Origin of the sequence: Natronomonas salsuginis, assembly GCF_005239135.1 — an archaeon.
GTDB classification, from domain to species: Archaea; Halobacteriota; Halobacteria; order Halobacteriales; family Haloarculaceae; genus Natronomonas; species Natronomonas salsuginis.
Genome location: NZ_QKNX01000001.1, coordinates 44,338 through 70,376, shown reverse-complemented (window position 1 = coordinate 70,376; position 26,039 = coordinate 44,338). Strand labels below are relative to the sequence as shown.

Genomic DNA, 26,039 nt, shown 5'->3' with positions numbered 1-26,039 from the left:
ACACACCATCAGTCCCCGATCGAGCAGCCCCTTCGGGCGGCGATGAAACCTCGGAGAACCCAGGTGTGTGATACGCCCGCCGCAGCGGTTCACGCCGCTTCGGCAATCGGAGACGCGTCGCGTCTCCCGCCCGGCACGAGGGTTAGCCGACCGACCGTGGCACGCCGCCTGGAGTGAGGTCGGACGTTAGTGTTCCGGGCGTACATCGACCTTTTGCAGCGCCCGCTTTACACGTCGCCCGCTTGGAAGCCCTAGCCAAACACTCAAGAATCGCGTACGCCTACATCGAGTATGGCGACAATCGAGATTGACGACGACGTCTACGAGGCGTTACAGCTCCCGGAAGGAGAGCGCTCGCTCGCCATGAAGCGGGAGCTGGCCGTCTCGCTGTACGCCCGTGATATCCTCTCGTTCGGGAAAGCCCGTACGTTGGCGGAGATGTCGAAACGGGAGTTTCAGGAACTCCTCGGCGAGCGTGAAATCGCCCGACACTACGGCGAACAGGAACTCGAAGAAGACCTCGACTATGCCCGATAGCGGGCTGGTCGTTTCTGACACGTCGCCACTCCTGAATCTCGCACTCATCGAGCGGCTTGAGCTCCTCGAATCGCAGTTCTCCGAGGTTACGGTTCCACAGCAGGTTTGGAACGAACTTACCGATGGGGAAGATGGACTGGAGGCGCTCCGTGAGTTGCGCGACGACGGACTTCTACATCTCGTGGAGGTGGAACGCTCGGACTTGTTCGTGGAACTCTTCCACGAACTCGACCTCGGTGAGACAGCGGCGATTTGCTGTGCTGTCGAGCAGAATGCCGACCTCGTGCTCCTCGACGAGCGCGACGGACGGCGCGTCGCCCGCAGACACGACCTGAACGTCACGGGCGTGATCGGCATTCTGCTTCGCGGAGCAAAGACCGGCGTAGTGAACCTGGAGCACGAACTGGAGGCCCTCCGTGAAGTTGGATTCTGGATTTCTGATGACTTGTACGAAAAGATTCTCTCTGAAGCCGATTAGTAGTCTTTCCGACGGATAGAAGGCCTCTAACACCCAATTTCACTTCCGTCGAGCCTACTAGTAGATTCGCGCCCGGTAGTGTTCCGGGCGTACATTTTCAGTATGTTATGAGAAATATTTTTGAATAATATCAAAATTATTTCTGCTGAGGTAGGGGTTAATCAAGATACCTACCGAGAGCTGTTCTACCATCGTATTATCGACGAATAGCTGACAATGGATGATTGGGATGATGTCTCCCGGCGGAACATATGCACTCGCATATTCTATACTAGCCCTATGATTTAATGCTCGTCTTAGGTGGGTTATATGATCCGCCAGCTAGATCAATCGGTATAGGGGATACACCGAGTAGTCTCACGGTGCGTTTTTGATAAAGCGGCCTAGGCATCAGTTATGATGTCAGTACAAACTCGGAAATTCCTTGCAATTGGAATGATTGTATTAGGTCTAATTCAAGCGGCTACTGCTTTCACACAGGATAGTCTAACTTGGTCTCTGTTCTATGTCATTTTTGGAGGGGGTGTTGCTCTCAGTGGGGTTGGTTTTCTTTGGGATGCGATGAAATCTGCTGAGCAATAAGCAGACTTCACCGAACGGCTGACTCAGCGTATTCGAGTTGAAATCAACTCATTAAGAATGATTTGTGTATTCTTCATATCTCAACATCCCAGTCAGCAGTATGCTTTTGCGGGAGTAGCAGCAACGTGTAGGTATGTCCGAGGGAGATTCCCGACGGATCGCACGCGATCTCATAAGCGAACCGCACGTGCGTGGCCGCCGGATCAGCGTCCGTCAGGTGTACGCCCTCGTCGAAGAACGCGGGGAAGACCCCGAGGCTGTTGCCGATCGGTACGATCTCGACGTGGCCGACGTGTATCACGCGCTGGCGTACTACCACGACCACCCACGAGAGATGCGTGAGGTAACAGAGGAGCGCGACGACGCCATGGAACATTTCCGCGAATCGATCGATCGTCCCGAAGGCGTCGATCCCGATGCCGCCTGAAATGAGCGGGTGGCGCTTTCTACTGGATGAGAACATCGATCCGAAGACGGCGACGTATTTGGAGAAGGAAGGGATCTACGCCGAGCACGTCCGTGACGCGCTCTGGCAAGGGGCTGACGATGAAGCCGATGTCCTTCCGTATGCCCGAGACCACGAACTGATTATCGTGACGAGTGACGTGAAAGATTTCGGCGGATTATCACCAGAGGCTCACGCTGGTCTCGTTCTCCTCTACGACGATACGATGCCTGCGTACCAGGTTGCAGCCGGTCTTATTACAATGACCGACGCGTACCAGAGTCGAAATTCGTTCGGTGGACGTGAGGAACTCGATCCATGGGTTTGAGCAGAGACGTTGATTTCACAAGTTTAAGCACCTCAAATCATCTAATACACTTCCACAGAGCCTACTAGTAGATTTTCACCCGGTAGTGTTCCGGGCGTATATCTCGCATTACTGGAAACACATCGCTATTGCACCGACAACGGTATCGGCGAATTCGTCAGTAACTCGTCCCTGTCACGCAACCAAATCCTCGGCTCGTGGAGCGTGGATGGCCCACAGCGAGACTTTCGCGAGGCGATCGATCGTCCCGAAAGCCCCGGCCCAGATGTCACCCAAAATCAGCGGACTTCCGTGCGTATTTACTTCGAGAGTAAGTAGCGAGGCACCATGACCCCGATCGAACTCGGCCTTCGCTTGATCGCTGGTCTCGCTCTCATCTTGACGAACGGCTTCTTCGTCGCTATCGAGTTCGCGCTGACTCGTGCCCGTCAGTTCAGCAAACAGGAGTTCATTGACGGAAACGCGGCCCTAGAGCGGGCATGGGAGATGACGCAGAATCTGGAGATCTACCTGACGACGTGTCAGGTCGGCATCACGGCGTCGAGCATCGCGGTCGGGATCGTGGCCGAACCGGCGCTGGCTGCCCTGTTCGAGCCGTACTTTACCGACACGCCGCTCGCCTCGATCGGGGCCGGCGCACTCATCGCGTTCGCGATCATCAACCTCTTGCATCTCACCCATGGCGAGCAGACGCCGACCTACCTGGGCGTCGAGCGTTCTCGGCTGGTCTGTCGCTACGGTGCGGCTCCGTTGTACTGGTTCAACCGGCTCATCTCGCCGCTCATCACGCTCGGCGATTGGATCGCCAAGGCCACGCTCAAGCTGTTCGGCATCGAGATGACCGGCGCGTGGCTCGAAACCGAGGAGGACGTCCTCGAATCGCGCGCGCAGTTGCGAACCCGTCTCAACTCGCTCTTAGAGGAGGGCGAACTCCCCGAGGAGCGGCGCGAAGAGGTGCTCAGCGCGCTCGACGTGGGCGAACTCCCGATCGACGAGATCATCGTTCCGGCCGACGACATCGTCGCCCTCTCGACGACGAGCGCTCCCGAGGAAAACTTCGAACGGATTCGAAACACGCCGCACACCCGGTTTCCGCTCGTCGGTGAGACGCTGACCGACTTCGAGGGGACCGTGTACGCCCCGTCGATCATCGACCACTTCGAGGACCTGCGTTCGGGTGAGCTGTCGTTCGCGGCGATCGCCACGCCGCCGATGACGATGGCGGCGGAGACGAACGCAAGCGATGCGTTCGATCAGTTTCAGGCCGAAGAGCAGGAACTTGCGCTCGTCCTCGAAGGCGGCGAGGCGGTCGGACTGCTCACTGCGACCGACGTGCTCGAATCGGTGATGGGGGAACTCGAAGATCCCATCGACCATCGGACTGCGGCCTGAGCCGGTTCGCCAGCGTCCGCCCCACGACCGGGGCGCTAACCGCCCGCCGAACCCCGCGAACTCGCGGTGGCGTTCCTGGGGACTGCAAACGACCCACACCGTTTTTTCGTACCGCCGCGAGGGAAGGGTGAGTATGGCTCCGCTGAGCTGGCTACAGGTGGGGGTTCGGGCACACACGTTCGGCTATCCGCTCGCCGTCTGGGTCGTCATGGCCGTCGTCGCGGTTCTCAACGGCGGGGTTCGAGAGCTACTACTGATCCCCCGTATGGACGAGTACGCCGCGCACGTCCTGAGCACGGGGCTGTTGGTCGTGGCGATCGGGGGTATTTCGGCGCTCTACTTTCGGTGGACTCCGATCGAGTACGCGTATGGGGAGCTCGTGTTCGTCGGGATGCTGTGGACCGTGCTCACGGTCGGTTTCGAGTTCGTCGTCGGATACGTCGAGGGGACGCCGGTTTCGGCGACGATCGGGCAGTACGACGTTCTGGCCGGACGGGTCTGGATCGCCGTTCCGCTCACCCTGCTTTGCTCGCCACTTTTATTCGGCTGGTACCTGTCGCAGTAACCGCACACCGGAGCGCCCACATGACGCGTCCAAATCCGAATCCGAACCGCCTGACTCTCTTCGTTGGTGTGCTCGCCGCCGCCGCAGTCGGGCTCACGCTCGTCTCGCGAGCCATCGAGATCAGCCCGATCGCGCTCGCACCGATCTACATGTTCTCGCCGATGGTCGCGGGGCTCGTCGTCTGTCTCACTCGGGGGATTCCGCTGTCGGACGTCGGCCTCAGAATCGGTCGGGCTCGATGCCTCGCGGCCTCAGCCGTGGTCGCTCTCCCGCTGGTGGGGGTGACGCTGCCCCTTGCAGTCGCCGTACCCGGCGTGGGATTCGATCCGACGGTCGATCCGTTGCCGGGCGTCGCGTTGCCGGCGGGACTGCCCGGCGTGGCCGTGACGTTCGGACTCGTCCTCGCGCTCGGAACAACGGTGAACGCGCTCTTCGCGTTCGGCGAGGAGTTCGGCTGGCGCGGCTACCTGCTGTGGGAGTTGGCTCCGTTGGGATTTTGGAAGGCTTCCGTCGGGATCGGGGCACTCTGGGGAATCTGGCACGCGCCGGTGATCGTCGCGGGGTACAACTATCCGTCGTTTCCGACGGTCGGCGTGGTCGCCATGACGGTCGCCTGCGTCTCGTTTTCGCCGGTGTACACGTACGTCGTCGTCCGCGCCGAGTCGGCGATCGCGGCGGCGCTCGTTCACGGTGTGTTCAATGGCGCTGCGGGATTCGTCGTCGCGTACGCTGCGACTGACGACGCGGTGCTCGGCGAACTCGTCGCGAGCCCGGTCGGCCTCGCGGGCGTCGTCGCGTTCGGTCTCGCTGCGGTCGCGATCGCGCTCTCCGGAACGCCAACGCTGTCCAGGTCGTTCTCGAGCGGTGAGCCGGTGGGACGGGGCTGATCGATACCGGATCGAACGCCGTAGCGCTGTTCGACACATTCGCCGGCGGCGTCGATACTGTCGGGCGTGACGACGACGGTACCCTCGAAGCAGGCACACGTCCCGGTGTCCCACGCGAGTTGTCCGCGCCAGTCGTCGTGGGAGACGGTCACCTCGTGGCGACCAGTCGATCCGACCTCGACCTCGAAAGAGCGTGCGACGCCACGCGCGATCGAGTCGGCCTCCTCGTCGTACACCGTTCCGTCGTCGCCGGTAACGACCACCCGTACCGAGACCGGTTCGGGCCGCTCGTTGCGCACGGCCAGTCGGAGCTGCCCGGGCGCGTCGTCGTCTAGCGGCCTGGCACACCCGGCGATGGACGTGGTCCCGACGAGCGCGACGAAACCGCGTCGGTTCGTACACCGGAGACGGGCGTCAGACAGTTGAATAGCTCTACGTGTGGTTATCGCGTTTCGATAGGGGCGGCTTCGTTCACGAGCACCAGCAGATAGCCGAGGAGAACAACACGAGAACCACCGGACGCCGTACGTCCCAGGGTTGCGCACACGGGGATCGATCAGCTCTCCTCGGGGTTTCGGGCCCGGTGTTCGCTGATCAGTTGGTCGATCTCGGCCGCTTTCCGGTCGCGTCGGCGCTCCTCGGCGCGGTCGCGCCACGCCTCGATGACCGCCTCGACCTCGCGCTCGCGAGCCACCGCGAGTTCGTCGATCTCCTGGATGGACACGTCCGAGGCGGGGCCGACCGGAATCCCGTGTTCGAAGAGGATCTCGTCGGCCTGCTCGGAGAGGCCACCGTCGCGGAGCACGACGCGCGGTTCGTACGCCGCCAGTTGCTCGGCCGTCTCTCGACCCGCACCACTCGCGTCGCGAAGATAGATCACGTCGTCAGGGGCGATCCCGTAGGCGTCGTCGGCGCGCTCGATGGCGTCCTTGGTGAACTGCTCGATCGGCTTGACCGAAACGAGCCCGCGCTTTTTTTCCGCCACGTCCGCGAAGTTCGAGTGATCGAGCTTCCACAGCTCCTTGAGCCGCTCCAGTTTGTCGTCGAGGCGTTCGTTTTTCCCCTCCTCCTCGGCGAGCTCGCGTTTGAGACGCTCGGTCTCGCGCTCCAGTCGCGTCACCTCGCGGCGCTCTCTGGCCTCGCGGCGCTCCTCGCGACGGGCGTCCGACAGTTCTGACTCCAGCTCGGCGATCCGGTCGTCCTTCCGCGAGACGGTGTCGTTCAACCGATCGACGTGCCCTTCGAGCCGTTCGACCCTCGTCTTGAGCCGCTTGATCGTTCGCTCCTCGTCGGTCAGCTCGCGAGGATCGTGCGCCGTCGATTCCTCCTCGGAGTCGTCATCGTCGCGCATCGCATTCAAGACGGCCTCGACGCTCTCCTCGCCGGCAACGACACGGGCGATGACCTCCCCGCGATCGAACTGCGGTGGGACCTTCGCAGCGATCCGTTCGAACTGATCCTCGTGGTCGTCGAAGGCGAACAGCGCGGCGGCCATCGCGTCCCGCTCGTGATCGTTGTCGTAGGCCTCCTCGCGCGTCCGATGGAGCTTCTTGTCCACCGAGAGATCGCGCTGGGGGATCCACCCCGCCGCGTCGAAGCTCCGACGGATCTTCTCGACGGTCTCGGGCATCGGTTCGACGTCGGCCGCGACGACGATCGGTCGACCGTGTTCGATGATCCACTCGATCACGGTCGCGGTGTCGGCGGTTCGGCTCGACCACACGTCGAGCACCGTCCCGTCGAGATCGGTCAGCGCGACCGCCGTGGTCGTGCCGGGATCGATGCCGACCACGACGTGATCGCGCCGCTTCGCGAGCGGGCGGTACTCGATCCCGTCGCGGCGCTCGCGCTCGATCTCGATGCGGGTGTCGCCGGACCGGCGCGCCGAGACAGGGATCTCGTCGGGCGTCGCCTCGACCTCGAAGACGGCCCGCGAGTAGCCGCCGTACTTCTCGGTCACCTCGCGCTCGTACTCCAGTGCGGCCTCGTCGAGTTTCGATTCGACATCTCGGGCAGTCGTCTTGACCGAGCCGTGGATGCGGCGCGTAAATCGGTCCTCGCTCCACCCGCCGCTCCCCGTCGAGCGCCCTCGGGAGACCTTGACGGTCGTCGTGTTCGTGAACGCCGAGACCTCGTAGCCGACGTTTCGCGCCGCGAGTCTGGCGGCCGCCTCGGCCTCCTTCATCGGCGCCTTGCCGTAGGGAACGCCGTGTCGGGCGGCGACCCGAGAGAGCGGCTCCGGCCGTTCGTCGCCGGTCACCTGCACGAGTTTCGTTCCGGAAGGAAGTCCCCGCAGGAAGTGGACGAGTGCGGCTTTGTCTTCGGCCAGCTCGAAGGTGTTGTCCGTCGCGACGATCGCCGGCTGCTCGCCGTCGATGCGGCGGTGCAGTTTCCGCAACGAAACGACGTCCCGGTCGATCGACTCCCCGTCGTAGGCGACGACGGCGTATGCGGGTGCGTCACCGCGGATATCGCCGCTTTGGATGTCGACGCCGAAGATGAGGTCATCGAGGGCGCTCGTTCGCGTACTCACGGCCGATAGTACGGATTCAGCGGTGATAAAGTCCGTGCCGGGGGCCGATTTGTGGCCGTGGTACGTCAGCCGTACGTCGAGAGACGGTGGGACTGGGATTCGAACCGGAGAGAGACGATCCCCCTCGCTTCGCTCGGGGGCTGCGACTCTCAGGGCTCGAATCCACAGCTAACGAGACAGCGACGGTGGGACTGGGATTCGAACCGGAGAGAGACGATCCCCTCGCTTCGCTCGGGGCTGCGACTCTCAGGGCTCGAATCCACAACTAACGAGACAGCAACGGTGGGACTGGGATTCGAACCCAGGAGGCTTGCGCCATCTGCTTTCAAGGCAGACGCAATAGTCCACTCTGCCATCCCACCACGTCACGAGATTGTCGCCGACACCGTATAAGATCTGTCGGTTATCGACGGAGCGTCAGGGACCCGTCGGCGTGGGCCGTCACCGCAAGGTCCGAGTCGGCGACCCACGACGCGAGGTGTGGCGGGACGATCGCCTCCGCTTTCGACCGAGTTCGGACCCGAACGAGGATTTCCGCGAGATCCGTCGCGGTCCGAAGAAACGGCTTGGTATCGAGGAAATCGACGTCGAAGCCGCGGTCGAGCGCGCGATCCGTGAGCGTTTCGAGCGCCGGCGGCGCGTAGCAATCGGCGTAGTCGATCGGCTCCGCGAACGCCGCGTAGGTGACTCGCCCGCCCGGGGCGGGACCGAGCACGACTGGCGAACTCCGAAGTTTCATCGCCGCCCCATCGATGTCAGTGCGCGCGAGGAGCGCGGCCTCGGGGCGGACAACCCCCACCGAGCCGACGCCTTCGGTTTCGAGGAGGTGCGTCGCCGTGTTCCCGGCCCGTCCGGCGAACGTCTCGCCGACCTGCACTTCGAATCGCGGCGAGTCGGCGTCGACGACGCCGTCAAGCGCCGATCGGATCTGTGCCTCCGAGTCGACGTCGAGGCCGAGCGCGTCGGCCGGTCGGTAGTTCACGAGGAGTTCGCCGCCGCTTCGATCGACCGCGAGCACCGTGTCCCGGAGGAGGGCGGTGTAGAGATCGGCCGCCTCAGAGCCGGACAGCGGCGACGATGCGACGAGATCGGGCAGGGCTACGTCGGGATGCGGCGGGTCAGCGAGCACGGCGACAGTGGTCATGCACGGGTGTTCGTCGGCCCGTTATATCGGCCCTGCGAAAGCAGGTGCGGCGAGACAGCCATCGGCACGTGGCACGCTGCAAGGTAGTGGTTTTTATATGGAGCCGTGTGCAGCATCCGGTATGGACCGGATCAGACCGCTGTCGGCCGCGCTGGTGGTGCTCGTCGTTCTCTGGAGCGCGGGCGCGACTGTCGAGTTGTTCGTGACGACCTTCTCGGTCGGCGCGAACGTGACGCCCGCCATGGTGACGGTTGCCCTGCTTGTGGTCGTGCTCCTCGCTGCGATCGCCGTCGGCGCGCGGAACCGACGCTGGCTCGCGAACCCCCGCTCGTACTGGTAACTGCGTGCGAAGCGTGGCGATCAACGTCGGGGCGAACACGAATCAACCCGGCTTTCGAGGCCCGATCTTCGACGACGGGAGCTTCGAATACATCCCGATCCCCGAATCGGAGCCGACCCGCTCGAACGCCGACGTACCGACGTACGCGGACCTCGAGCTCGAAACCGACGTGGGCACCGTCGCCGAGACGCCCGTGCACCTCGATCCGACGTTCGCGGGCGTGCACGATCGTTCGTCGTACACCTACGGGGACCCACACGGGGTGAAGGCACGCCCGCTCCTCGAGTTGGATGAGGGCGACGTCGTCTTCTTCTACGCGACGCTGTCGACGGTCGACGACGATTCGGCCGAGTGGATCGCGCCGGAGTGGGGCGCGTACGTCATCGGCCACTTCCGACTCGCGCGTGAGCCGCTGGATGCGGACGCGTTTTCCGAACTCTCCGCCGACGAGCGATCGTCCTTCGCGGAGAACGCACACCTCAAGCGCGACCCGTTCGACGCCGAGGTGCTCCTCCGCGGCGACCCCGACGGATCGACCATCTACGAGACGGCGATCCCGCTTTCGAGCCCCGACGGCGGCGTCGACGCCAATCCGTTGGTGACGGAGCTATCGGGTGATTCGGGGAAGGGACCGTGGTGGCGACGGCCGATGAAGTTCGATCGGGCCGGAACCGAAACGTTGCTCGAGATCCATCGGGGCGAGCGTCCCCGGATCTGCGAGTGAATCGATTCGGCGATCGAACCGCGGGGCGTCGCCCGATCTCCACACTACTTTTCGCCGTGGCTTTCGAAGTCGTCGTATGCCAACTCACGCGCTCGTCATCGGCGGGACTCGCTTCATCGGTCGTCACGCCGTCAGCGAGTTCCTCGACGCCGGCTACGACGTCACGATACTCAACCGCGGAGACCACGACAACCCGTTTGCCGACGACGACCGCGTCGCACACATCGAGGGCGACAGGACCAGCGAGTCGGACCTCCGTCGGGCGGGGCTGCGGGTCGACCCCGACGTCGTCATCGACTGCGTCGCGTACAAACCGCGAGACGTGCACGCCGCCACGGAGATCTTCGCCGACGCAGACGCGTACGTGTACGTCTCCTCCGGGGCCGCCTACGGCGAGGAGCGAATCCCGAAACGCGAGGGCGAAACGCCGCTCGAATCGTGCTCCGTCGAGCAGGCGACGGACGACTCCGAGGGGAGTTACGGCGCGCGCAAAGCGGAGGGCGACCGCGCCGTCTTCGCCGCCGCCGACCGCGGCGTTAACGCGATGGCCGTCCGGCCGCCCGTCGTGTACGGCCCCCACGATTACACGGAGCGGTTCGCCTACTGGGTCGACCGCGTCGAGAGCCACGACCGGATCGTCGTTCCCGGCGACGGCTCGGATCTGTGGCACCTCGCGTACGTCGACGACGTCGCCAGCGCGCTCCGCATCGTCGCCGAGCGCGGGACGGCCGGCGAGGCGTACAACGTCGGCGACGGCCACGCCCCCGTTCTCCGTGAGTGGGTCGATCTCGTCGCCGCGGCGTGCGAGACGGCGGTCGAGACGGTGTTCGCGAGCGAACGTGAACTGGGGACGGTGGGACTCTCGACGGACGAGTTTCCGCTCTACCGCGGCTATCCGCACCTCCTCGATACCACGAAGCTCCGAGGGCTCGGATGGGAGCCGACGCCGCACGCGGAGACGATTCCCCCAACCGTCGCCGAGCACCGGAACGCGGATCGAACCGGGCGGGAACTCGGACCGGAGCGGGAGGCCGAGACGCGGCTGATAGAGATCCTCGAAACCGTGGCGTAGTCGCCATCACCGCGCCAGGGAACGAGACAGGGGAGAACGGTTTTACCTCCGCCTCACGCAGAGGCGGTATGTTCGACAAATCGACGTGGATCCGGCTTCCCCGGAGCGTCGTCGTCGGCCACGGGGTGCTCGATCGGGTCTTCGACGTCGTCGAGGAGCTGTACCTCGACGGGCGACCCCTCATCGTCACGAGCCCGACGCCCAGCCACCTCGCCGCGGATCGGCTTCGCGCGGGGTTCGAGGCTATCGGAGCCGACCCCGCGGTGACGATCGTCGAGGAGGCTACCTTTTCGGCCGTCGAGGACGTGCTGGCGGCCGCCGACGCCGCCGACGCGGGCTACCTCATCGGACTCGGGGGCGGCAAGCCGATCGACATCGCGAAGATGGCGGCGGACGAGCGGGGCTGCGGACTCATATCCGTCCCGACGGCCGCCAGTCACGACGGGATCGTCTCGGGGCGCGGATCGGTCCCCGACGGAGACACGCGGCACTCCGTCGCTGCCCACCCACCGCTGGCAGTCGTCGCCGACACCGAACTCATCGCCGAATCGCCGTGGCGGCTGACGACGGCGGGCTGTGCGGACATCATCTCGAACTACACCGCGGTCAAGGACTGGCAACTCGCCCACCGGCTGAAGAACGTCGAGTACAGCGAGTACGCGGGGGCGCTCTCACAGATGACCGCGGAGATGCTGGTCGAGCGGTCGGATTCGATCAAGCGCGGGCTGGAGGAGTCGGCGTGGGTCGTGATGAAGGCACTCGTCTCCTCCGGGGTCGCGATGTCGATCGCGGGGTCGTCGCGGCCCGCATCCGGGGCCGAACACCTCATCTCACACCAACTCGACCGGCTCGCGCCCGGCACTGCGCTCCACGGCCACCAGGTCGGCGTCGCGTCGATCGTCACCGAGTACCTCCACAGCGGCGAGGGCGGCGAGTGGAAGCGAGTCAGGAACGCGCTGGCCGGGATCGAAGCGCCGACGACCGCCGCCGGGCTGGGGATTGACGACGAGCAGTTCGTCTGCGCGATGACGAGTGCCCACGAAATCCGCGACCGATACACGATCCTCGGCGACGGCATCGAGGAGTCCGCGGCGATCGAGGCGGCGACGATGACTGGCGTCCTCTAATCGGACGGCCGGTGACGCTTACAGCCCTGTCGGACGGTCGAGGAACGTCGTTTCGATCCCCCACTCGTCGGCGAGATCGCAGAGCGCTCGGACCCCGAACGTCTCCGTCGCGTAATGCCCGGCCATGAAAACGGTGAGTCCCGCCTCGCGAGCCTCGTGGTAGGCCTGCTGTTTTCCCTCGCCGGTCACGAGCGCGTCGACGCCCGCGTCGGCGGCCTCGCGGATCCAATCGGTGCCGGAACCGGTGACGATGGCGAACTCCTCGATCGAATCGGGGCCGAAATCGAGCGTCCGTACGGAACGATCACCGGTGTCCAGTTTCGAGAGGCGCGCCTCGATCTCCTCGGCCGACCGGGGAGACGGCAGGCGCGCGCGCTGTCCGATGGTGACGCCGCCGTGATCGCCGAAGGAACCGCGACGTTCGGCGTCGAGAAACGACGCCAGTCTCGCAGCGTTGCCCAGCGTCTCGTGCCCGTCGAGCGGGAGGTGCGACACGTACAGTGCCACGTCGTTCTCGATGCAGGCCGCGACGCGGTCGTACTCGATCCCGGTGACGCGATCCAGCCCTCCCCAGACGAAGCCGTGGTGGACGACGAGCACGTCGGCGTCGAACGCCGCGGCTTCGCGAACGGTCGCCTCAACGCCGTCGACCGCGAACGCGGCGCGGTCGATCGGGCGCTCGGTCCCGCCTGCCCCGACCTGTAACCCGTTCGAACTGGCGTCGACTGTCGCGTACGCGTCGTGGTCGAGACGATCATTCAGTCGATCGACGAAGTCGGCTAGCTGCATGCTCTGACCGACTCACGGCATCGACTTGTATGCGACGACCGGGACACCTCACTCGGCGTGGGTGTTCGCCCGTCCGCTCGTGGTCGCTCGACCCTCGGGGTTGTGGACGGTGACGCCAAACCGGGCCGTCTCCACGGTCGTCACCGTCTCGTCTTGGGTCCCGACGACGTCGATCCGCATCGTCAACTCGACCTCAGTCGTCGCGGACTCGCCGGGGGCGAGGTCGCCGCCGAAATCGTCGAGCGTCACGTGCGTTCCGATCGCGGTCACGTCGAGGCGATCGAAGGTGAGCGACGCGGTCCCAGCGGTCGCGTCGAATCCGTCCGTCTCGACGGCGATCGAATCGTCGGCGACCGAAGCGTCGAACAACACGTCGAAGCCAGGCGTTCCGACGAGTGCGGCGGAGATCGTCACGTCGATCGAGGCGACGCCGCCGCCGAAATCCACCCATCGAAGGTCGACCGTCGGTTCGACGGTGACCGCCCGAAGCTCGCCGTCGTTGCGCTCGACGCGTACGTCGTCGGCGAGAAACCGGCCGTCGGTTTCGATCGCTGCCGCGGGACGAGATCCCGCGTATCCGAGCCCCAACGCGGCCGTGAGGCTGGCCGCAAAAGCGGTTCCGCGCGTGAGCATTGTCCGTCGATTGAGGGTGCGTCCGGGCATGACACACCGAGGTGGCCCCGCCTCCGTATATAAACTCAGGCGTCGGCGTGCGAGAAGACGAACTCCTGGAGCAGTTTGGCCCCGAGCGCAGCCGCCTGTCCGTCGTCGCGGTCGTTCACCTCGACGACGTCGAACCCGACCGACTTCGGCGCGACCGCCCGAACGACGTTCCGAAGCGCTCTCGGGGACAGTCCGAACGGCGCGGGCGTTCCGGTCCCCGGCGCGAAGCCCGGATCAGCGGCGTCGATGTCGACGCTCAGATACGCGTCGCCGTCGAACGTCGGCTCCCACGAACCGACGTCATCCGCCTCGACGACGGTCACGTCAGCCGCTGCCGCCCGATTCCACTCGTCTTCGCTGCCCGTCCGAACGCCGAGCAGTATCGCCTCGTCGACGGTTTCGAGCGCGCGTCTCGTGACTGTCGCGTGTGAGAGCTCGTTGCCGGCGTAGGCGTCGTACAGATCGAGGTGGGCGTCGAGACAGACATACACGTCCGGGGCTGCGGCTCGAACGCCGGCGACGGTGACGGTGTGTTCGCCCCCGACGAGCAATGGGATTCGGCCGGCTGTGTGGTGCTCGGCGAGGTCGCCCTCGAGAAACGAGAGATACTCGGCGGCGTCGTCCCAGGCGGGGAGGTCGCCGTCGTCGGCGACGAGTGCACCGAAGTGCGTTCCCGTCCGGCGATCGTACTCGTCGAAAGGTTGGCCGAACGTCCGAATCCGGTCGGGCCCGAACCTCGCGCCGGGACGAAACGTCGTCGAAACGTCCAGCGGCGCGCCCACGATCGCGTACGCGGCGGTGTCCAACGCCGCATTCGCGCCAGGAAAATCGGTCATCGGCCGCTCGATCAGACGACCTTACGCTGGCCTTCGAACTCGAGGTACTCGATCTCGTCGTCGGGGCTGGGCTCGAGATCCTCCGGGATGCGCATCGTGATCGTCTCGTAGGTTTCGAGGTCCATGACCTGCATATCGCTTCCGGAAACCGAAACGACCTGTCCTTGTTTGCGGTTGATGATCGGCACCCAGATCTTTGCGTCGACCGGCTGGGTGAAGTTTCGCTTCTGGCCGTCGAAGACGCCAGTCCCCTCGACGCGGGCCTTCGCGCTACCGTGTTTTCCGGGCTTCGAGGTGCTGTAGGACGTGATCTTCGAGGGGACGTCGTTGATCATCACGTAGTTTCCTTCCTGAAGATCTCGGACTTCACTCTGCTGTTTCGGCATACCCACCGGTTCCCGTCGGCGCAGTATAAACGGTTTGGATATCCGCGAGCGGGCCGCTGTTTCAGTCGCGAGCGCGAAAACCTATCGCAGTCCGAAACTCCCAGCGAGCATCGAGTCGTCGGTTCGACCGGCGACCTCGACGCCGCCACCGACGACGTCGAACGTGACGTGGGCCGGCGCGAACACGTCGACCGGAAGCTCGTAGAAGTCCCAGTCGTGTTCCTCGAAGATCGCTTCGAACGGCGTGCCGAACGTCTCGCCGGCCGTCGAGGCGACCTCGTCGAACCGTTCGAACGGTTCGTCCACGGTCATGTGCACGCGAGCGCCATACGCGAGCGCGTCGTTCGTCCGCGCCATCGCCACGTCGTCCGTGTCTGGAACCGGGGCGACCGGGGCGGAGCCGGTGGCGGTCAACATATCGAGCGGGTCGTAGCCGAGTTCGGAGAGCCGGAAGGCGGCGAGTTCGCCGCCCCGCGCCGCGAGCGCGACGCTGCCGGTGATGCTCGCCGTCGAGAACGTCGGCAAGAAGACGCCCGAGGCCGGCACGCCCGCCCGATCCGCGACGTGCTCTGCGACCGCCTCGGTGGGGAGTTCGTCGCTCTCGATGGCCAACACGGCGAAGTCAGATGCGTCGCGGTAACCCATCCGCTGGTACTCTTCCTCTTCGGCGACGAGCGCGCGGGCCGGGCCGCTACCGAGTCCCTCGAAGCCGTCGACGGAGAGCTCCCAGCCGGCCTTCTGTGCGGCCAGAAACGCCATCGCGGGGTGATCGGTCGAGACCTCGACGTGGGTTCGAGGCGTCCCGTCGAGCTCCCCGACGCCCGTCTGGACGGTCGCCAAACCGCCGGTCTGGATCTCGGTCAGCAGCAATCCGGCTTCGACCCCGCCGACGGCGTCGACGCCGAAATCGCAGACGACGGCCCCGTTGTCGAGCTCGTGGACCTCGATCGCGAGTTCGTCGGCGAAATCGATCGCCTCGTCGACCAACTCGACGGCCATCCGATTGAGACTTTCCATACCCCGACCTCGGGCGGATCCGAATAAAAGGTCGTGGGTCGCGAACGCCCGGACGAGCTACCACTCGCTCCCGTCGGCGAGATCGATCTCGCTATCGAGCTTCGACGACGGACAGATGTCTTCGAGGACGCAGTCCGAGCAGTCCGGATTTCGGGCGGTACAGGTTTCGCGGCCGTGGCTGATCAGCAAGTGGGTGAACTCCTTCCAATCGTCTTCGGGGACGATCCCCATGAGATCGGATTCGATTCGCTCCGGCGATCGCTCCTCGGTCAGTCCGAGCCGACGCGAGATCCGCTGGACGTGCGTGTCGACGACGATTCCCTCGACGACCTCGTGGCCGTGCTGCAGCACGACGTTGGCCGTCTTTCGCCCGACGCCAGCGAGATCGGTGAGTTCGGACATCGTATCCGGGACCTCACCGCCGTGCAGATCGACGATGTCTCCGCAGGCGGATTTGATGTACCCCGCCTTGCTGTTGTAGTACGTGATCGAGCTGATCGCCTCGGCGAGGTCGGACTCGTCGGCCTCGGCGAACGCCTCGGCGCTGTCGTAGGTTTCGAAGAGCGAGGCCGTCACGCCGTTGACGCGTTCGTCGGTGCACTGCGCGGAGAGGATCACGGCGATGAGCAGTTCGAGTCGGTTCGAGAAGTCGAGCGAGATTTCGGGATCGGGATAGCGGTCGTAGAGTCGGTCGAGCGTCTCGGCAACCTGTTCGTCGCGTGTATCGAGCAGCGTACCCATGTCCGGATTCGGGACGGGAGCTCCTTGGCTATGTCGGGTACGCAGTCGCCCGCCGAGGCCGCCAAGCGTCCGTGTTCGAGATCCTACAGCGCCGACGGAGCGGCTATCTGCACCGATCAGTCACACCAGACGACGCCGTTCTCCGGGGACTCACCGGTTGCCGTGGCGGAGAACTCCGCCGATACCGTCCACAGTTCCTCGGCGGAAGGATCGCACTGGAGACAGACGAGAGAGACGCATTCGAGACCGTCGATGGCGCACTCGACGCCTGTCCACCCCTCGGCAAACGTCGAGACGGTTTCGCGGGTCGGATCAGCGGTGACGACCCCACCAGGGAGCGCCCATCCGTCGCCATCGGGGACTGCCAGTACGCCGTCGTCGCTATCGATTCTGACACGCCCCGCGACCCCCTCGAGACGATCCTCGATGACGGCAAATTCGTCCGAATCGACGCCGAGCGTCGTTTGCTGGACGTCGAAGTCCTCGTACTCCCGTAGAGCGCATCGAGGTATTCGGATGCATTCCCCGAGAGCGAACAGTCCGTGGGGGCCGAATAACCAGCACGATGATAAACCTGCGGTATTGTCCGAGGTCGGAGGGTGCAACGCGGGAGTCAACGCCTATATATAAAGATAAAAATATAAAATATATCGATAGAATATAACGTCCGATTACGGGCTGTGTCCCAAGCGTGATCGCGACGAGCGTGCGGCTGCGGACCGACGATGACGACGATATCCGAGCGACTCGTGAACGTCGGCTCGTCGCCGATGGCGCGAAATAGAGAATAAAAGCCATGCAGAAACGCTCCGAACGCTACGCGCGGCGATCCGAGACGAGGATCCCCACCGACGACCGAATCGGGCGGACTGAGACGGCGTTGGAGCCGATCTCAGCGACCGCAATATATAACAAATAGTATATTTTAACGGTACGGAAAATATAATGTTCGGACGAGCCCGTCGAGCGATGATCGCCGCGGTCGAACGGACGCCGCGCGGTGGTGCTCATAACACATTTAGTCATGTTACGAAATCGGACGGCCGGATCACTCCGAGCAGTTACAGTGGCCGCGTTCGAGCAGTTCGACGGCGCTGAACTGCGTGTTACAGTCCTCACAGACGACGCGGACGTCGACCAGCGTCCGAAACGTCCCGAGTTCGAGGTGGCCGCTGGCGCGCAACTGCTCGAGTTTTCCCTCGGTGACGGAGTCTACACGACCGCGGAGCTGTTGAATGTTCGTGATCTCGCGTTCGACCGGGTCGGTTTCGTCCGGGGTATACTCCGCGCCGCGGTGTTTCTTCAGGTAGGTCCTGATCGCTTGATACGTGACGAAGTCAGTCTCGATCGCGTCGACGTCGAGTCCGTCGCGCTCGAGGCGACGACGGATGCGCGTTCGATCCGCGCCGCTGGAGTCGTCGGTGAGGAGCCGGTAAATGTTCTCTACTTCCCCGTCGAGCGGCCGAACGTCGGCGTCTTCGAGGGCGCGTTCGAGGATCCGTTGGTTGAAATACGCCGCCAGTTCCCTGAGGCTCTGGCGGTCTTCGTCGGCGGTCCAACGTCGCTCGAGTTCGGCCCCGAGGTCCTCGATATCGTACTCCTGAAGCAGACGAGCGACCTTGCTTCGCCGCCCCCGTCCCGATCCAGGGCGGTCGTCAGCGTCGTTCATGGGCCAGAAACGGCGGGTGTGTGTTAGTATTTTGTGTTCGAATGGTAGCGAGACCCGTCTTTGGCTCTACACGGGGAGTACCATTGAAGGCAGGATCGCCGTGTTTCATCATATTTATTTCCCGAGACGTTCAATGGCGCAATCATGAACACGGAGCAGACAGTAGCGCAGGCCCAACTATCCGTCCGAAACATCGGCGGGATCGACGAGACGTCGGTGGAATTCGAGCCGGGGGTGACAATTCTCGCGGGGGAAAACGCGACGAATCGAACGTCCCTCTTGCAGGCTATCATGGCCGCACTCGGAAGCGACAACGTCTCTATGAAAGGCGACGCGGACAGCGCGACTGTCGAACTGACGATCGACGGCGAAACGCACGAACGAGAACTCACCAGACAGGGGACGAGCATCACGTCCGAGGGGGAGCCGTACCTGGAAGACCCCACGCTCGCGGAACTGTTCGCGTTTCTCCTCGAGTCGAACGAGGCGCGCCGCGCCGTTGCGACCAACGCCGATCTCCGCGACCTCATCATGCGTCCGGTCGATACCGACGAGATACAGGCGAAGATCGACCGACGGCTTCGGAAGCGAGACAAGATCGAATCGGAGTTGGAGGAGTTGGACCAGCTGAAAAACCGACTCCCCGCCCTCGAGGAGGACCGAACCCGCCTCAAAGGGGAGATCGAGGAGGCAAAAGAGGACCTCGCCGAGAAGGAGGCGGAGCTGGAGGATCGCGACGCGAACGTCGAGCAGAGCCGCGAAGAGAAGGCCGACCTCGAGGAACGGCTCGCCGAACTCCGGTCGAAGCGCTCCGAGTTGGAGGACATCCGCTACGAGCTCGAAACCGAACGCGAGAGCCTCGATTCGACGCGAACGCAGAAGCGAGAACTCGACGAGGAGTTCGACGAACTGCCGGACGCTCCGGTCGGGGAGATAGAGGAGTTGGAGGCGAAGATCGACCGGCTCAGAGAGCAAAAGCGGGCGCTGGAGTCGGAGATCAACGAGGTCCAAAGCGTCATCAGATTCAATCAGGACATGCTCGACGGTGACGACGCGGACCTCCTCGAAGCGCTCGAAACACCCGCCGAAGATGGGGAGAGCGAACTCACTGACGAGCTCCTCGGGGGCGATCAGGTCACCTGTTGGACCTGTGGCAGCGAGGTCCCCCACGAGCAGATCGAGACAACCGTCTCCCGACTACGAGAACTCAGTCAGAGCAAACTCGGCGAAATAAGCGACATCGAGACGCAGTTGGACACGCTCACCGACGACGTTCGGGAGCTCGGACAAAAACAGCGACGGCGAGAGCAGTTACAGCGTCGCCGATCCAGCCTCGACGACGAGGTCGATCGGATCGAATCGTCGATCGAACGCCTCACGGACCGACGGGGGGATCTGCAGGCGGAAATAGAGGGACTCGAATCGGAGATCGAGGAACTCGAAGACGACAGCTACGAAGAGGTGTTGGGCATCCACAAGGAGGCCAATCAACTCGAGTACGAACTCGGCCGCCTGGAGAGCAAGTTCGACGACGTCGAGTCGGAAATCACACGGATCGAACAGCGCCTCGATGCCGAGTCGGAACTCAACGAGCGGCGCGAGGAGATCCGCGCCGACGTCGAGGATCTGCGGACCAAGATCGACCGGATCGAAGAGCAGGCGATCGAGGGGTTCAACGAACACATGGACTCCGTGCTCGATATCCTCGGCTACAGTAATCTTGAACGGATCTGGCTCGAACGGGTCGAACGCGAGGTCAGAGAGGGTCGCCGCAAGGTCACAAAGAGCGTCTTCGAACTTCACATCATCCGCCAGACCGACGGCGGCGTGACGTACGAGGACACGATCGACCACCTCAGCGAGAGCGAGCGCGAGGTCACCGGCCTCGTCTTCGCATTGGCCGGCTATCTGGCCCACGGGGTGTACGAGTCGGTCCCGTTCATGCTGTTGGACTCACTCGAAGCGATCGACTCCGACCGGATCGCCGCGCTGATCGAGTACGTCGAGGGGTTCAGCGAGTATCTGGTCGTCGCGCTCTTGCCCGAGGACGCGTCGGCACTGTCCGACGAATATCGCCGGATCTCCAACATCTAACGGAGACCGTCGCGCGGGCGAGGTGAGTGATTCACTCGGAATCACATGCCGAGTAACGGTTCGAGTGTGTCACCCCGAGGCTCTGAACGTCTTGAGTCGAAACCGATAGATTATTGGCTCGAGGACGTCGCGTTCTCCGGTCCACGTGATCCTGATCTCGGTCAATCGATACGACGGGCCGACAGGGACTTTTCGAGCCGAGAGCCTCGCGTGCCACCGGTCGCCGTCGATCTCGTGCGTTCCGGTGCGGTTCCCGCCGAGGTTTTCGAGATATCCGATGGCCTGCTCGAGCGTCATTCCGCGAAATTCGCGTGTCTCGCGCAATCGTCCGTCGTCGACTGATCGCTCGATGGGCGACAGCGCGTCCAATCCGAGCTTCAGCCGTTCCCAGTGGAGTTCGGGTGCCGAAGTCATCGCGTCTCGCTCAAATGACGGCGTGTCGGCCGATAATCGTGTATCGGATTCCCCGGCTTCGAGAATAGTAATGACAGTATATATTAATATTATTAGTAAGAAAAATTATAAAAAGCGACGGCTGTAGTGAGCTAATATCCAAATATATCGTGCGATAGTCGATTTATAAAGCGTATTCCGAAGACGTATCGGAAGAAAAAACCTATTGATACCAGTTTATCGTTTTCTCCATAGTATATAAACAAAACCCTACCATATATTTGTAAAATATTGTTCATTTATATCGGCGAGTCGAACACGGTCTCATCGTGTTACTTCCCGCCACTCGGTCACCTCGACGACGGTCCCGCGAATCGCGTCTGCATCGGCTTCGGTCGCCGCCCACCAGAACATCGGGGCGATATCTTCGGGCGTACGTCCGCCCGCGTGATCCGTCAGTTCGGTCGCTACCTGCCCGATATCGAGAACGGCGGCCGTCAGCGGAGTGTCGGCGGTGAACTGCCGGACGACCGCTTCGGCAGCCGCCTTGGAGACGGCGTACGCGCCGTAGCCGGCGATCGCTTGGCGAGCGATCGATCCCGACGGGACGAGCACCCGCGCGTCGGCGCGCAGGTGCGGTATCGACTCTCGAATCGTACCGAACACGCCTCTGACGTTCGTTCGGATCATGTCGTCGAACGCCGAGTAGGAGACGCCATCGATCGGGGTCTCTCCGGGCGTGCCGTGGTAGACGCCCGCGTTCGCGACGACGCAGCCGATACCGCCGCTGTCACCCACGCGGGCGGCGGTTTCCATCAACCGTTCGAGATCGAACTCATCGCGAACGTCGGCCCGTATCGCCGTTATCGATCCGCCGTCGCGTTCGATGCGCACCGCGACATCGTCGATGGCCTCCCCGTCCCGAGCGCACGCGACCACGTGGACCCCCTGCTGAGCGAATTCGGTTGCGACGGCGCGACCGATGCCGCGCGAAGCTCCCGTGATGACTGCCGTGTCCATGCGGACGTTTCGATCGGCGGGGCCAAGGTCGTTTCCCCGTGGCAGCGTCAACCACACCCGATTTAATGTGGCATCCCGCCATACGTATGAATATGTCTGACCCCCGTTCCGTCGCGGTCGTCGGCTCCGGCTTCGGCGGGCTCTCCTCGGCGTGTTATCTCGCCGACGCCGGCTTCGATGTGACGGTCCTCGAAAAGAACAGACAGTTGGGTGGACGCGCGTCGGTGCTGGAAACAGAAGGATTCCGATTCGACATGGGCCCCTCTTGGTATCTGATGCCCGACGTGTTCGAACGATTCTTTGGGCACTTCGACCGCGAACCGAGCGACTTCTACGAACTCGAACGACTCGATCCACACTATCGTATCTTCTTCAAGGACGGCGACGTGGCCGAGGTCACTACCGATCGCGAGGAGATGCGCGAGCTGTTCGAGTCCTACGAGCCGGGGGCGGGCGAGGCGCTCGACGACTACCTCGAGACCTCCGAGTCGCACTACGAGGTCGCAATGGAGCAGTTCATCTACACCGATCGCCCCCGAATGCGCGATTGGGTCGACCTCGACGTGATGCGCGCCGCGCCGATCGGGCTCCAGCTGCTCGGGACGATGGACGACTACGTCTCCGGCTACTTCGACCACCCGAAACTGCGCCAGATCATGCAGTACACGCTCGTCTTCCTCGGCGGTGCGCCGCACAACACGCCCGCGATCTACAACATGATGGGGCACGTCGACTTCAACCTCGGCGTCCACTACCCCGAGAACGGACTCCGGTCCGTCGTCGACGCCTGCATTGAGTTGGGTGAGGAACTGGGCGTGGAGTACGTCACCGACGCCGAGGTCACGGAGATCGTCAACCGGCGCGAGGGCTTCCGCGTCGAGTCCGAAGCCGGCGACGTCGACGCCGACTACGTCGTCAGCAACGCCGACTACGCCCACACCGAACGCGAGTTGCTCCCCGAGCACGAACGGCAGTACGACGACGACTACTGGGAGTCGCGGACGTACTCGCCCTCGGCGTTCCTCCTGTATCTCGGCGTCGAGGGCGACGTCGAGCCGCTCGAACACCACACGCTCGTCCTGCCGACCGACTGGGACGAGCACTTCGAACAGATCTTCGACGATCCGACGTGGCCCGAAGACCCCGCCTACTACCTCTGTGTCCCCTCGAAGACGGACGACAGCGTGGCACCGGCGGGCCACTCGAACCTCTTCGCGCTCGTCCCGATCGCGCCCGGCCTCGACGACACCGACGAGGTCCGGACCTGGTACCGCGACCTCGTCCTCGACGACATCGCCGACCACACCGGAGTCGACCTGCGCGATCGGATCGTCTTCGAGGAGCAGTTCACCGTCTCGGAGTTCGCTGATCGGTACAACAGCATGCAGGGGACGGCGCTCGGCCTCGCGCACACGCTCCGACAGACCGCGCTGTTTCGCCCGGCCCGCCGCTCGGATGCCTGTCCGGGGCTGTACTACACGGGATCGTACACGACGCCGGGAATCGGCGTCCCGATGTGTCTGATCAGCGGCGAACACACCGCGAACGCGCTCATCGACGATACGGTGTAGCATGACCGAGTCAGCCATCGATCGCGCACTGCCGGCGAGAGAAACCACGGTCGGCTATCTGCTCCGCCTCTCTCGACCGCGCTTTTGGCTGTATCTGGCCGGCCCAGTCGTCGTCGGCGTCGCCTACGCGGCCGACGTGCCGTCGGAACTGTTCGCGCCCGCAGCGCTCGCGCTGTTCGCGTACTTTCTCGTCCCCGCGAACGTGTTCCTCTACGGTGTCAACGACGTCTTCGACGCCGACATCGACGCTGAGAACCCGAAAAAAGAGGGTCCCGAGGTCCGCTACCGACGTGACCGACTCGTCCCCGGACTCGTCGCGCTGTCGGGACTCGCTGGGCTCGCGTTCCTCCCGGCTTTGCCGACAGCAGGGGCGGCGGCGATGGTCGCATTCTTGCTCCTGTCGATCGAGTACAGCGCCCCACCACTGCGATTCAAGACGACGCCGTTTCTCGATTCGATCTCGAATGGGCTGTACGTCCTCCCGGGCGTCGTCGCCTACGTCGCGGTCGCTGGCATCGCGCCACCGACGGCAGCGGTTGCCGCCGGGTGGCTCTGGACGATGGGCATGCACACCTTCTCCGCGATCCCCGACATCGAATCCGACCAAGCGGCGGGGATCGACACGACGGCGACGGTGCTTGGTGAGTTCCGGACGTACGTCTACTGCGGACTGTGTTGGCTCGCAGCTGCGGTCGCATTCGGGACGGTCCACCCGTTTTTCGCCGCTGTTTTGGGGATCTACCCGGTGTTCGTCGGGGGCGTCGCGCTCTCGAACGTCGACGTCGACCGCGCCTACTGGTGGTTCCCGGCGCTCAACACCGCCGCCGGCGCGACGCTCACGCTCGGCGCGCTGTGGGTGATGCTGTATGGCTAGCGTCGAGTTACCGGCGAGGGGCCGCCTCGAACGACACCTCGACGGGATCGTCACGGAGAACCGGTTCACCATCGCCGTCGTCTTTCCAGCGATCGGCGCGGTGGCGCTTCTCGCCTCCGCGGAGGCGCTTTTCCCCGAGCCGCTACGATTCAACCCGTACCTGCTGCTCTTCGGGATCGCCGTGATGCGACTGCCGCTCGTCGCCGGCGTCGCACCGCTTCTCACCAGAAAGGCCGCGGCAGGGGTCGTCATCCTCTGTGCGTACACCTACGCGATCGAGTTCGTCGGGGTGTTCACCGGATACCCGTACGGCTCGTTCGAGTACGGTATCGATCTCGGGCCGATGATCGGCGGGCACGTTCCGGCGGCGTTACCGCTGTTTTTCCTGCCGCTCGTCGTGAACGCGTATCTACTGTGTCTGTTGCTGTTGGGTGGACGCGCCCGCCGGGCGCTCGTTCGCGTCCCGATCGTCGTCCTCGCGGTGGTCGGCATGGACCTTGCGCTCGACCCCGCGGCCGTCTCCCTCGGCTTTTGGGCGTACGACGGCGGCGGGAGCTACTACGGCGTTCCCTGGATGAACTACGCCGGTTGGATCCTGTCGGCGACGGTCGCGGTGACGGTGTTGGACGCCAGCTTCGATCGCAAGGCAGTCTTCGCGCGACTCGATCGCTGTCGGTTCATGCTCGACGATCTCGTCAGTTTCGTCATCCTGTGGGGCGTCGTCAACGCCTACTTCGGGAACTGGGTTCCAGTGGCGTTGGCCGCCGCCTTCGGATACGGGCTGTGGATGACCGACCGGTTCGACATCCCGGCTCGGTGACGGTCAATAGCGCACTCGATGATCGCCTCAGCCCATGGGAAGCGGATCATCGGGATGAGATCTCGGCGTTGGCCCGTCCTCGACCATCGGGATCTCGCTCACCTTCGCGAACACCGCTTCGGGGTCTTTGTTCCACGCCCAGTACCACCGCGTCTTCGCGACCAGCACGAGCTTTCGGACGGTGCCGATCGAGGGCGTTTCGGTGATCGTGTCGTAGTCGAGCTGACGGATGAGCCGGTGATGATCCGCATAGAGGATCGCGGCGGTGAGAACGGGGAGCTGACAATCGACCGGGAGATATTTGATCCCCGAAACGCCCTCCCGATACAGCCCCTCCGCACGCTTCATCTCTCGTTCGACCGCGGCCCCGATCTCGGCGGTGAAGCGGCGACGTTCGATGTCTGCCGGGGCGGCCCCGCACGCTTCGAGGGTCGCCTCTGGGAGGTAGATCCGGTCGCGGTCGGCGATGTCCTCACCGACATCGCGGAGGAAGTTGGTCAACTGGAACGCCTCGCCGAGACGCCGAGCCTTCGGGATCGCCGAATCGGCGTCGTCGGCGTCCATGATGATCGTCATCATGACGCCGACCGCGGCCGCTGAGCCGCGCATGTACGCCTCCAGTTCGTCGTACGTCTCGTACCGCGACTTCTCTATGTCCGTCCGCATCGCGTCGATGAACTGAACGATCTCCTCGTCGGGGATTCCGTACCGATCTCTGACCTCCGAGAACGCCGCCAACACGGGATCGTCGGTCGGTTCGCGGCCGAGCGCGGCATCCCTAATCTCGATCAGTTGCTCGTGTTGCTCGACGGGACTCGACCCGTCCGGATCGTCGACGACCTCGTCCGCGACTCGGAAGAACGCGTACAGGACGTACGTCGGATGTCGAACGCGTTCGGGGAGGAGCCGCGTCGCGTAATAGAAGGTCTTCCCGGTCTCTCGGTGTATGGATTTGCTTTCCGCAAGCTGAGTCGAGTCGACCATTTACCATCGGCTCATACGACGTGAAATA

General features: G+C 63.7%; 29 protein-coding genes and 1 tRNA gene. 17 read left to right on the top strand and 13 right to left on the bottom strand.

Annotated features, from left to right (window positions below):
- The first annotated feature begins 291 nt into the window (after positions 1-291).
- From DM868_RS00390 to DM868_RS14960, 8 genes are all read left to right on the top strand, one after another.
- A complete protein-coding gene (locus DM868_RS00390) occupies positions 292-537 on the top strand; it encodes a UPF0175 family protein (protein ID WP_137274855.1) in 246 nt (81 codons plus the stop codon).
- Positions 527-1,015, top strand: a complete 489-nt coding sequence (locus DM868_RS00385) for a DUF3368 domain-containing protein (RefSeq protein WP_137274854.1) — start codon at positions 527-529, stop codon at positions 1,013-1,015. Before DM868_RS00390 ends, DM868_RS00385 begins: the two co-directional genes overlap by 11 nt.
- Before the next feature lie 715 nt (positions 1,016-1,730).
- Complete coding sequence (locus tag DM868_RS00380; protein WP_137274852.1) at positions 1,731-2,024, top strand: DUF433 domain-containing protein; 294 nt, start codon at positions 1,731-1,733, stop codon at positions 2,022-2,024.
- Positions 2,014-2,370, top strand: a complete 357-nt coding sequence (locus DM868_RS00375; RefSeq protein WP_137274851.1) for a DUF5615 family PIN-like protein — start codon at positions 2,014-2,016, stop codon at positions 2,368-2,370. Before DM868_RS00380 ends, DM868_RS00375 begins: the two co-directional genes overlap by 11 nt.
- A 327-nt stretch (positions 2,371-2,697) precedes the next feature.
- The gene (locus DM868_RS00370; RefSeq protein WP_137274850.1) at positions 2,698-3,762 is read left to right on the top strand and encodes a CNNM domain-containing protein; all 1,065 of its coding nucleotides are present in this window, start codon (positions 2,698-2,700) and stop codon (positions 3,760-3,762) included.
- 133 nt (positions 3,763-3,895) lie between these two features.
- Complete coding sequence (locus DM868_RS00365; RefSeq protein WP_137274849.1) at positions 3,896-4,327, top strand: hypothetical protein; 432 nt, start codon at positions 3,896-3,898, stop codon at positions 4,325-4,327.
- A 20-nt stretch (positions 4,328-4,347) separates the two neighbouring features.
- Entirely contained in the window at positions 4,348-5,214 is an 867-nt protein-coding gene (locus DM868_RS00360; RefSeq protein WP_137274848.1) for a CPBP family intramembrane glutamic endopeptidase, read from the top strand.
- Positions 5,215-5,369: 155 nt separating this feature from the next.
- Positions 5,370-5,549: a hypothetical protein gene (locus DM868_RS14960; RefSeq protein WP_170964395.1), complete on the top strand. Its 180-nt coding sequence runs from the start codon at positions 5,370-5,372 to the stop codon at positions 5,547-5,549.
- Between the two features lie 221 nt (positions 5,550-5,770).
- Here DM868_RS14960 and DM868_RS00350 read toward each other — a convergent pair whose 3' ends face one another.
- From DM868_RS00350 to DM868_RS00340, 3 genes are all read right to left on the bottom strand, one after another.
- Positions 5,771-7,747, bottom strand: coding sequence for a DUF460 domain-containing protein (locus DM868_RS00350; RefSeq protein WP_137274847.1), 1,977 nt, complete (start codon positions 7,745-7,747; stop codon positions 5,771-5,773).
- Between the two features lie 280 nt (positions 7,748-8,027).
- A tRNA-Ser gene (locus DM868_RS00345) sits at positions 8,028-8,109 on the bottom strand.
- 41 nt (positions 8,110-8,150) lie between these two features.
- Entirely contained in the window at positions 8,151-8,891 is a 741-nt protein-coding gene (locus DM868_RS00340; RefSeq protein WP_137274846.1) for a hypothetical protein, read from the bottom strand.
- 121 nt (positions 8,892-9,012) lie between these two features.
- Between DM868_RS00340 and DM868_RS00335 the strand changes: the two genes are divergently transcribed.
- From DM868_RS00335 to DM868_RS00320, 4 genes are all read left to right on the top strand, one after another.
- Positions 9,013-9,231, top strand: a complete 219-nt coding sequence (locus tag DM868_RS00335) for a hypothetical protein (protein ID WP_137274845.1) — start codon at positions 9,013-9,015, stop codon at positions 9,229-9,231.
- A gap of 4 nt (positions 9,232-9,235) precedes the next feature.
- On the top strand, positions 9,236-9,955 hold the full coding sequence (locus DM868_RS00330) for an Nmad3 family putative nucleotide modification protein (protein WP_137274844.1): 720 nt from the start codon (positions 9,236-9,238) through the stop codon (positions 9,953-9,955).
- 76 nt (positions 9,956-10,031) lie between these two features.
- Positions 10,032-11,027, top strand: a complete 996-nt coding sequence (locus DM868_RS00325) for an NAD-dependent epimerase/dehydratase family protein (protein ID WP_137274843.1) — start codon at positions 10,032-10,034, stop codon at positions 11,025-11,027.
- A 68-nt stretch (positions 11,028-11,095) separates the two neighbouring features.
- Positions 11,096-12,154: an NAD(P)-dependent glycerol-1-phosphate dehydrogenase gene (locus DM868_RS00320; protein ID WP_137274842.1), complete on the top strand. Its 1,059-nt coding sequence runs from the start codon at positions 11,096-11,098 to the stop codon at positions 12,152-12,154.
- An 18-nt stretch (positions 12,155-12,172) separates the two neighbouring features.
- On the opposite strand, the gene DM868_RS00315 is transcribed toward DM868_RS00320, so the two are convergent.
- The 6 genes from DM868_RS00315 to nth form a co-directional block, all read right to left on the bottom strand.
- On the bottom strand, positions 12,173-12,943 hold the full coding sequence (locus DM868_RS00315; protein ID WP_137274841.1) for a Nif3-like dinuclear metal center hexameric protein: 771 nt from the start codon (positions 12,941-12,943) through the stop codon (positions 12,173-12,175).
- Positions 12,944-12,991: 48 nt separating this feature from the next.
- On the bottom strand, positions 12,992-13,576 hold the full coding sequence (locus tag DM868_RS00310) for a hypothetical protein (protein ID WP_170964394.1): 585 nt from the start codon (positions 13,574-13,576) through the stop codon (positions 12,992-12,994).
- A gap of 65 nt (positions 13,577-13,641) precedes the next feature.
- Positions 13,642-14,442, bottom strand: a complete 801-nt coding sequence (locus DM868_RS00305) for an arginase family protein (RefSeq protein WP_137274839.1) — start codon at positions 14,440-14,442, stop codon at positions 13,642-13,644.
- Positions 14,443-14,453: 11 nt separating this feature from the next.
- A complete protein-coding gene (locus DM868_RS00300; RefSeq protein ID WP_137274838.1) occupies positions 14,454-14,828 on the bottom strand; it encodes a translation initiation factor IF-5A in 375 nt (124 codons plus the stop codon).
- A gap of 81 nt (positions 14,829-14,909) precedes the next feature.
- Complete coding sequence (gene mch, locus DM868_RS00295; RefSeq protein WP_137274837.1) at positions 14,910-15,845, bottom strand: methenyltetrahydromethanopterin cyclohydrolase; 936 nt, start codon at positions 15,843-15,845, stop codon at positions 14,910-14,912.
- Positions 15,846-15,902: 57 nt separating this feature from the next.
- Positions 15,903-16,586, bottom strand: a complete 684-nt coding sequence (gene nth / locus DM868_RS00290) for an endonuclease III (protein WP_137274836.1) — start codon at positions 16,584-16,586, stop codon at positions 15,903-15,905.
- Between the two features lie 71 nt (positions 16,587-16,657).
- On the opposite strand from nth, the gene DM868_RS00285 reads away from it, so the two are divergent.
- Positions 16,658-17,083 (top strand): hypothetical protein, encoded by a 426-nt coding sequence (locus DM868_RS00285; protein ID WP_137274835.1) that lies wholly within the window; start codon positions 16,658-16,660, stop codon positions 17,081-17,083.
- Positions 17,084-17,634: 551 nt separating this feature from the next.
- Here the strand turns inward: DM868_RS00285 and rdfA are convergent.
- A complete protein-coding gene (gene rdfA / locus DM868_RS00280; RefSeq protein ID WP_137274834.1) occupies positions 17,635-18,255 on the bottom strand; it encodes a rod-determining factor RdfA in 621 nt (206 codons plus the stop codon).
- A gap of 144 nt (positions 18,256-18,399) precedes the next feature.
- On the opposite strand from rdfA, the gene DM868_RS00275 reads away from it, so the two are divergent.
- On the top strand, positions 18,400-20,349 hold the full coding sequence (locus tag DM868_RS00275) for an archaea-specific SMC-related protein (RefSeq protein ID WP_137274833.1): 1,950 nt from the start codon (positions 18,400-18,402) through the stop codon (positions 20,347-20,349).
- Positions 20,350-20,418: 69 nt separating this feature from the next.
- Here DM868_RS00275 and DM868_RS00270 read toward each other — a convergent pair whose 3' ends face one another.
- Positions 20,419-20,763: a hypothetical protein gene (locus tag DM868_RS00270; RefSeq protein ID WP_246048988.1), complete on the bottom strand. Its 345-nt coding sequence runs from the start codon at positions 20,761-20,763 to the stop codon at positions 20,419-20,421.
- A gap of 303 nt (positions 20,764-21,066) precedes the next feature.
- Complete coding sequence (locus DM868_RS00265) at positions 21,067-21,762, bottom strand: SDR family NAD(P)-dependent oxidoreductase (RefSeq protein ID WP_137274832.1); 696 nt, start codon at positions 21,760-21,762, stop codon at positions 21,067-21,069.
- 92 nt (positions 21,763-21,854) lie between these two features.
- On the opposite strand from DM868_RS00265, the gene DM868_RS00260 reads away from it, so the two are divergent.
- From DM868_RS00260 to cruF, 3 genes are read left to right on the top strand one after another with little or no spacing between them, the layout of a single operon-like run.
- A complete protein-coding gene (locus DM868_RS00260) occupies positions 21,855-23,333 on the top strand; it encodes a phytoene desaturase family protein (protein WP_170964393.1) in 1,479 nt (492 codons plus the stop codon).
- A 1-nt stretch (position 23,334) separates the two neighbouring features.
- The gene (locus tag DM868_RS00255) at positions 23,335-24,207 is read left to right on the top strand and encodes a prenyltransferase (RefSeq protein ID WP_137274830.1); all 873 of its coding nucleotides are present in this window, start codon (positions 23,335-23,337) and stop codon (positions 24,205-24,207) included.
- Positions 24,200-25,027 carry a bisanhydrobacterioruberin hydratase gene (cruF, locus tag DM868_RS00250; protein WP_137274829.1) on the top strand — a complete coding sequence of 276 codons (828 nt, stop codon included), beginning with the start codon at positions 24,200-24,202 and terminating at the stop codon, positions 25,025-25,027. The genes DM868_RS00255 and cruF overlap by 8 nt, the downstream gene beginning before the upstream one ends.
- A 27-nt stretch (positions 25,028-25,054) precedes the next feature.
- Here cruF and DM868_RS00245 read toward each other — a convergent pair whose 3' ends face one another.
- Positions 25,055-26,011: a phytoene/squalene synthase family protein gene (locus tag DM868_RS00245; protein ID WP_137274828.1), complete on the bottom strand. Its 957-nt coding sequence runs from the start codon at positions 26,009-26,011 to the stop codon at positions 25,055-25,057.
- Positions 26,012-26,039: the final 28 nt, after the last annotated feature.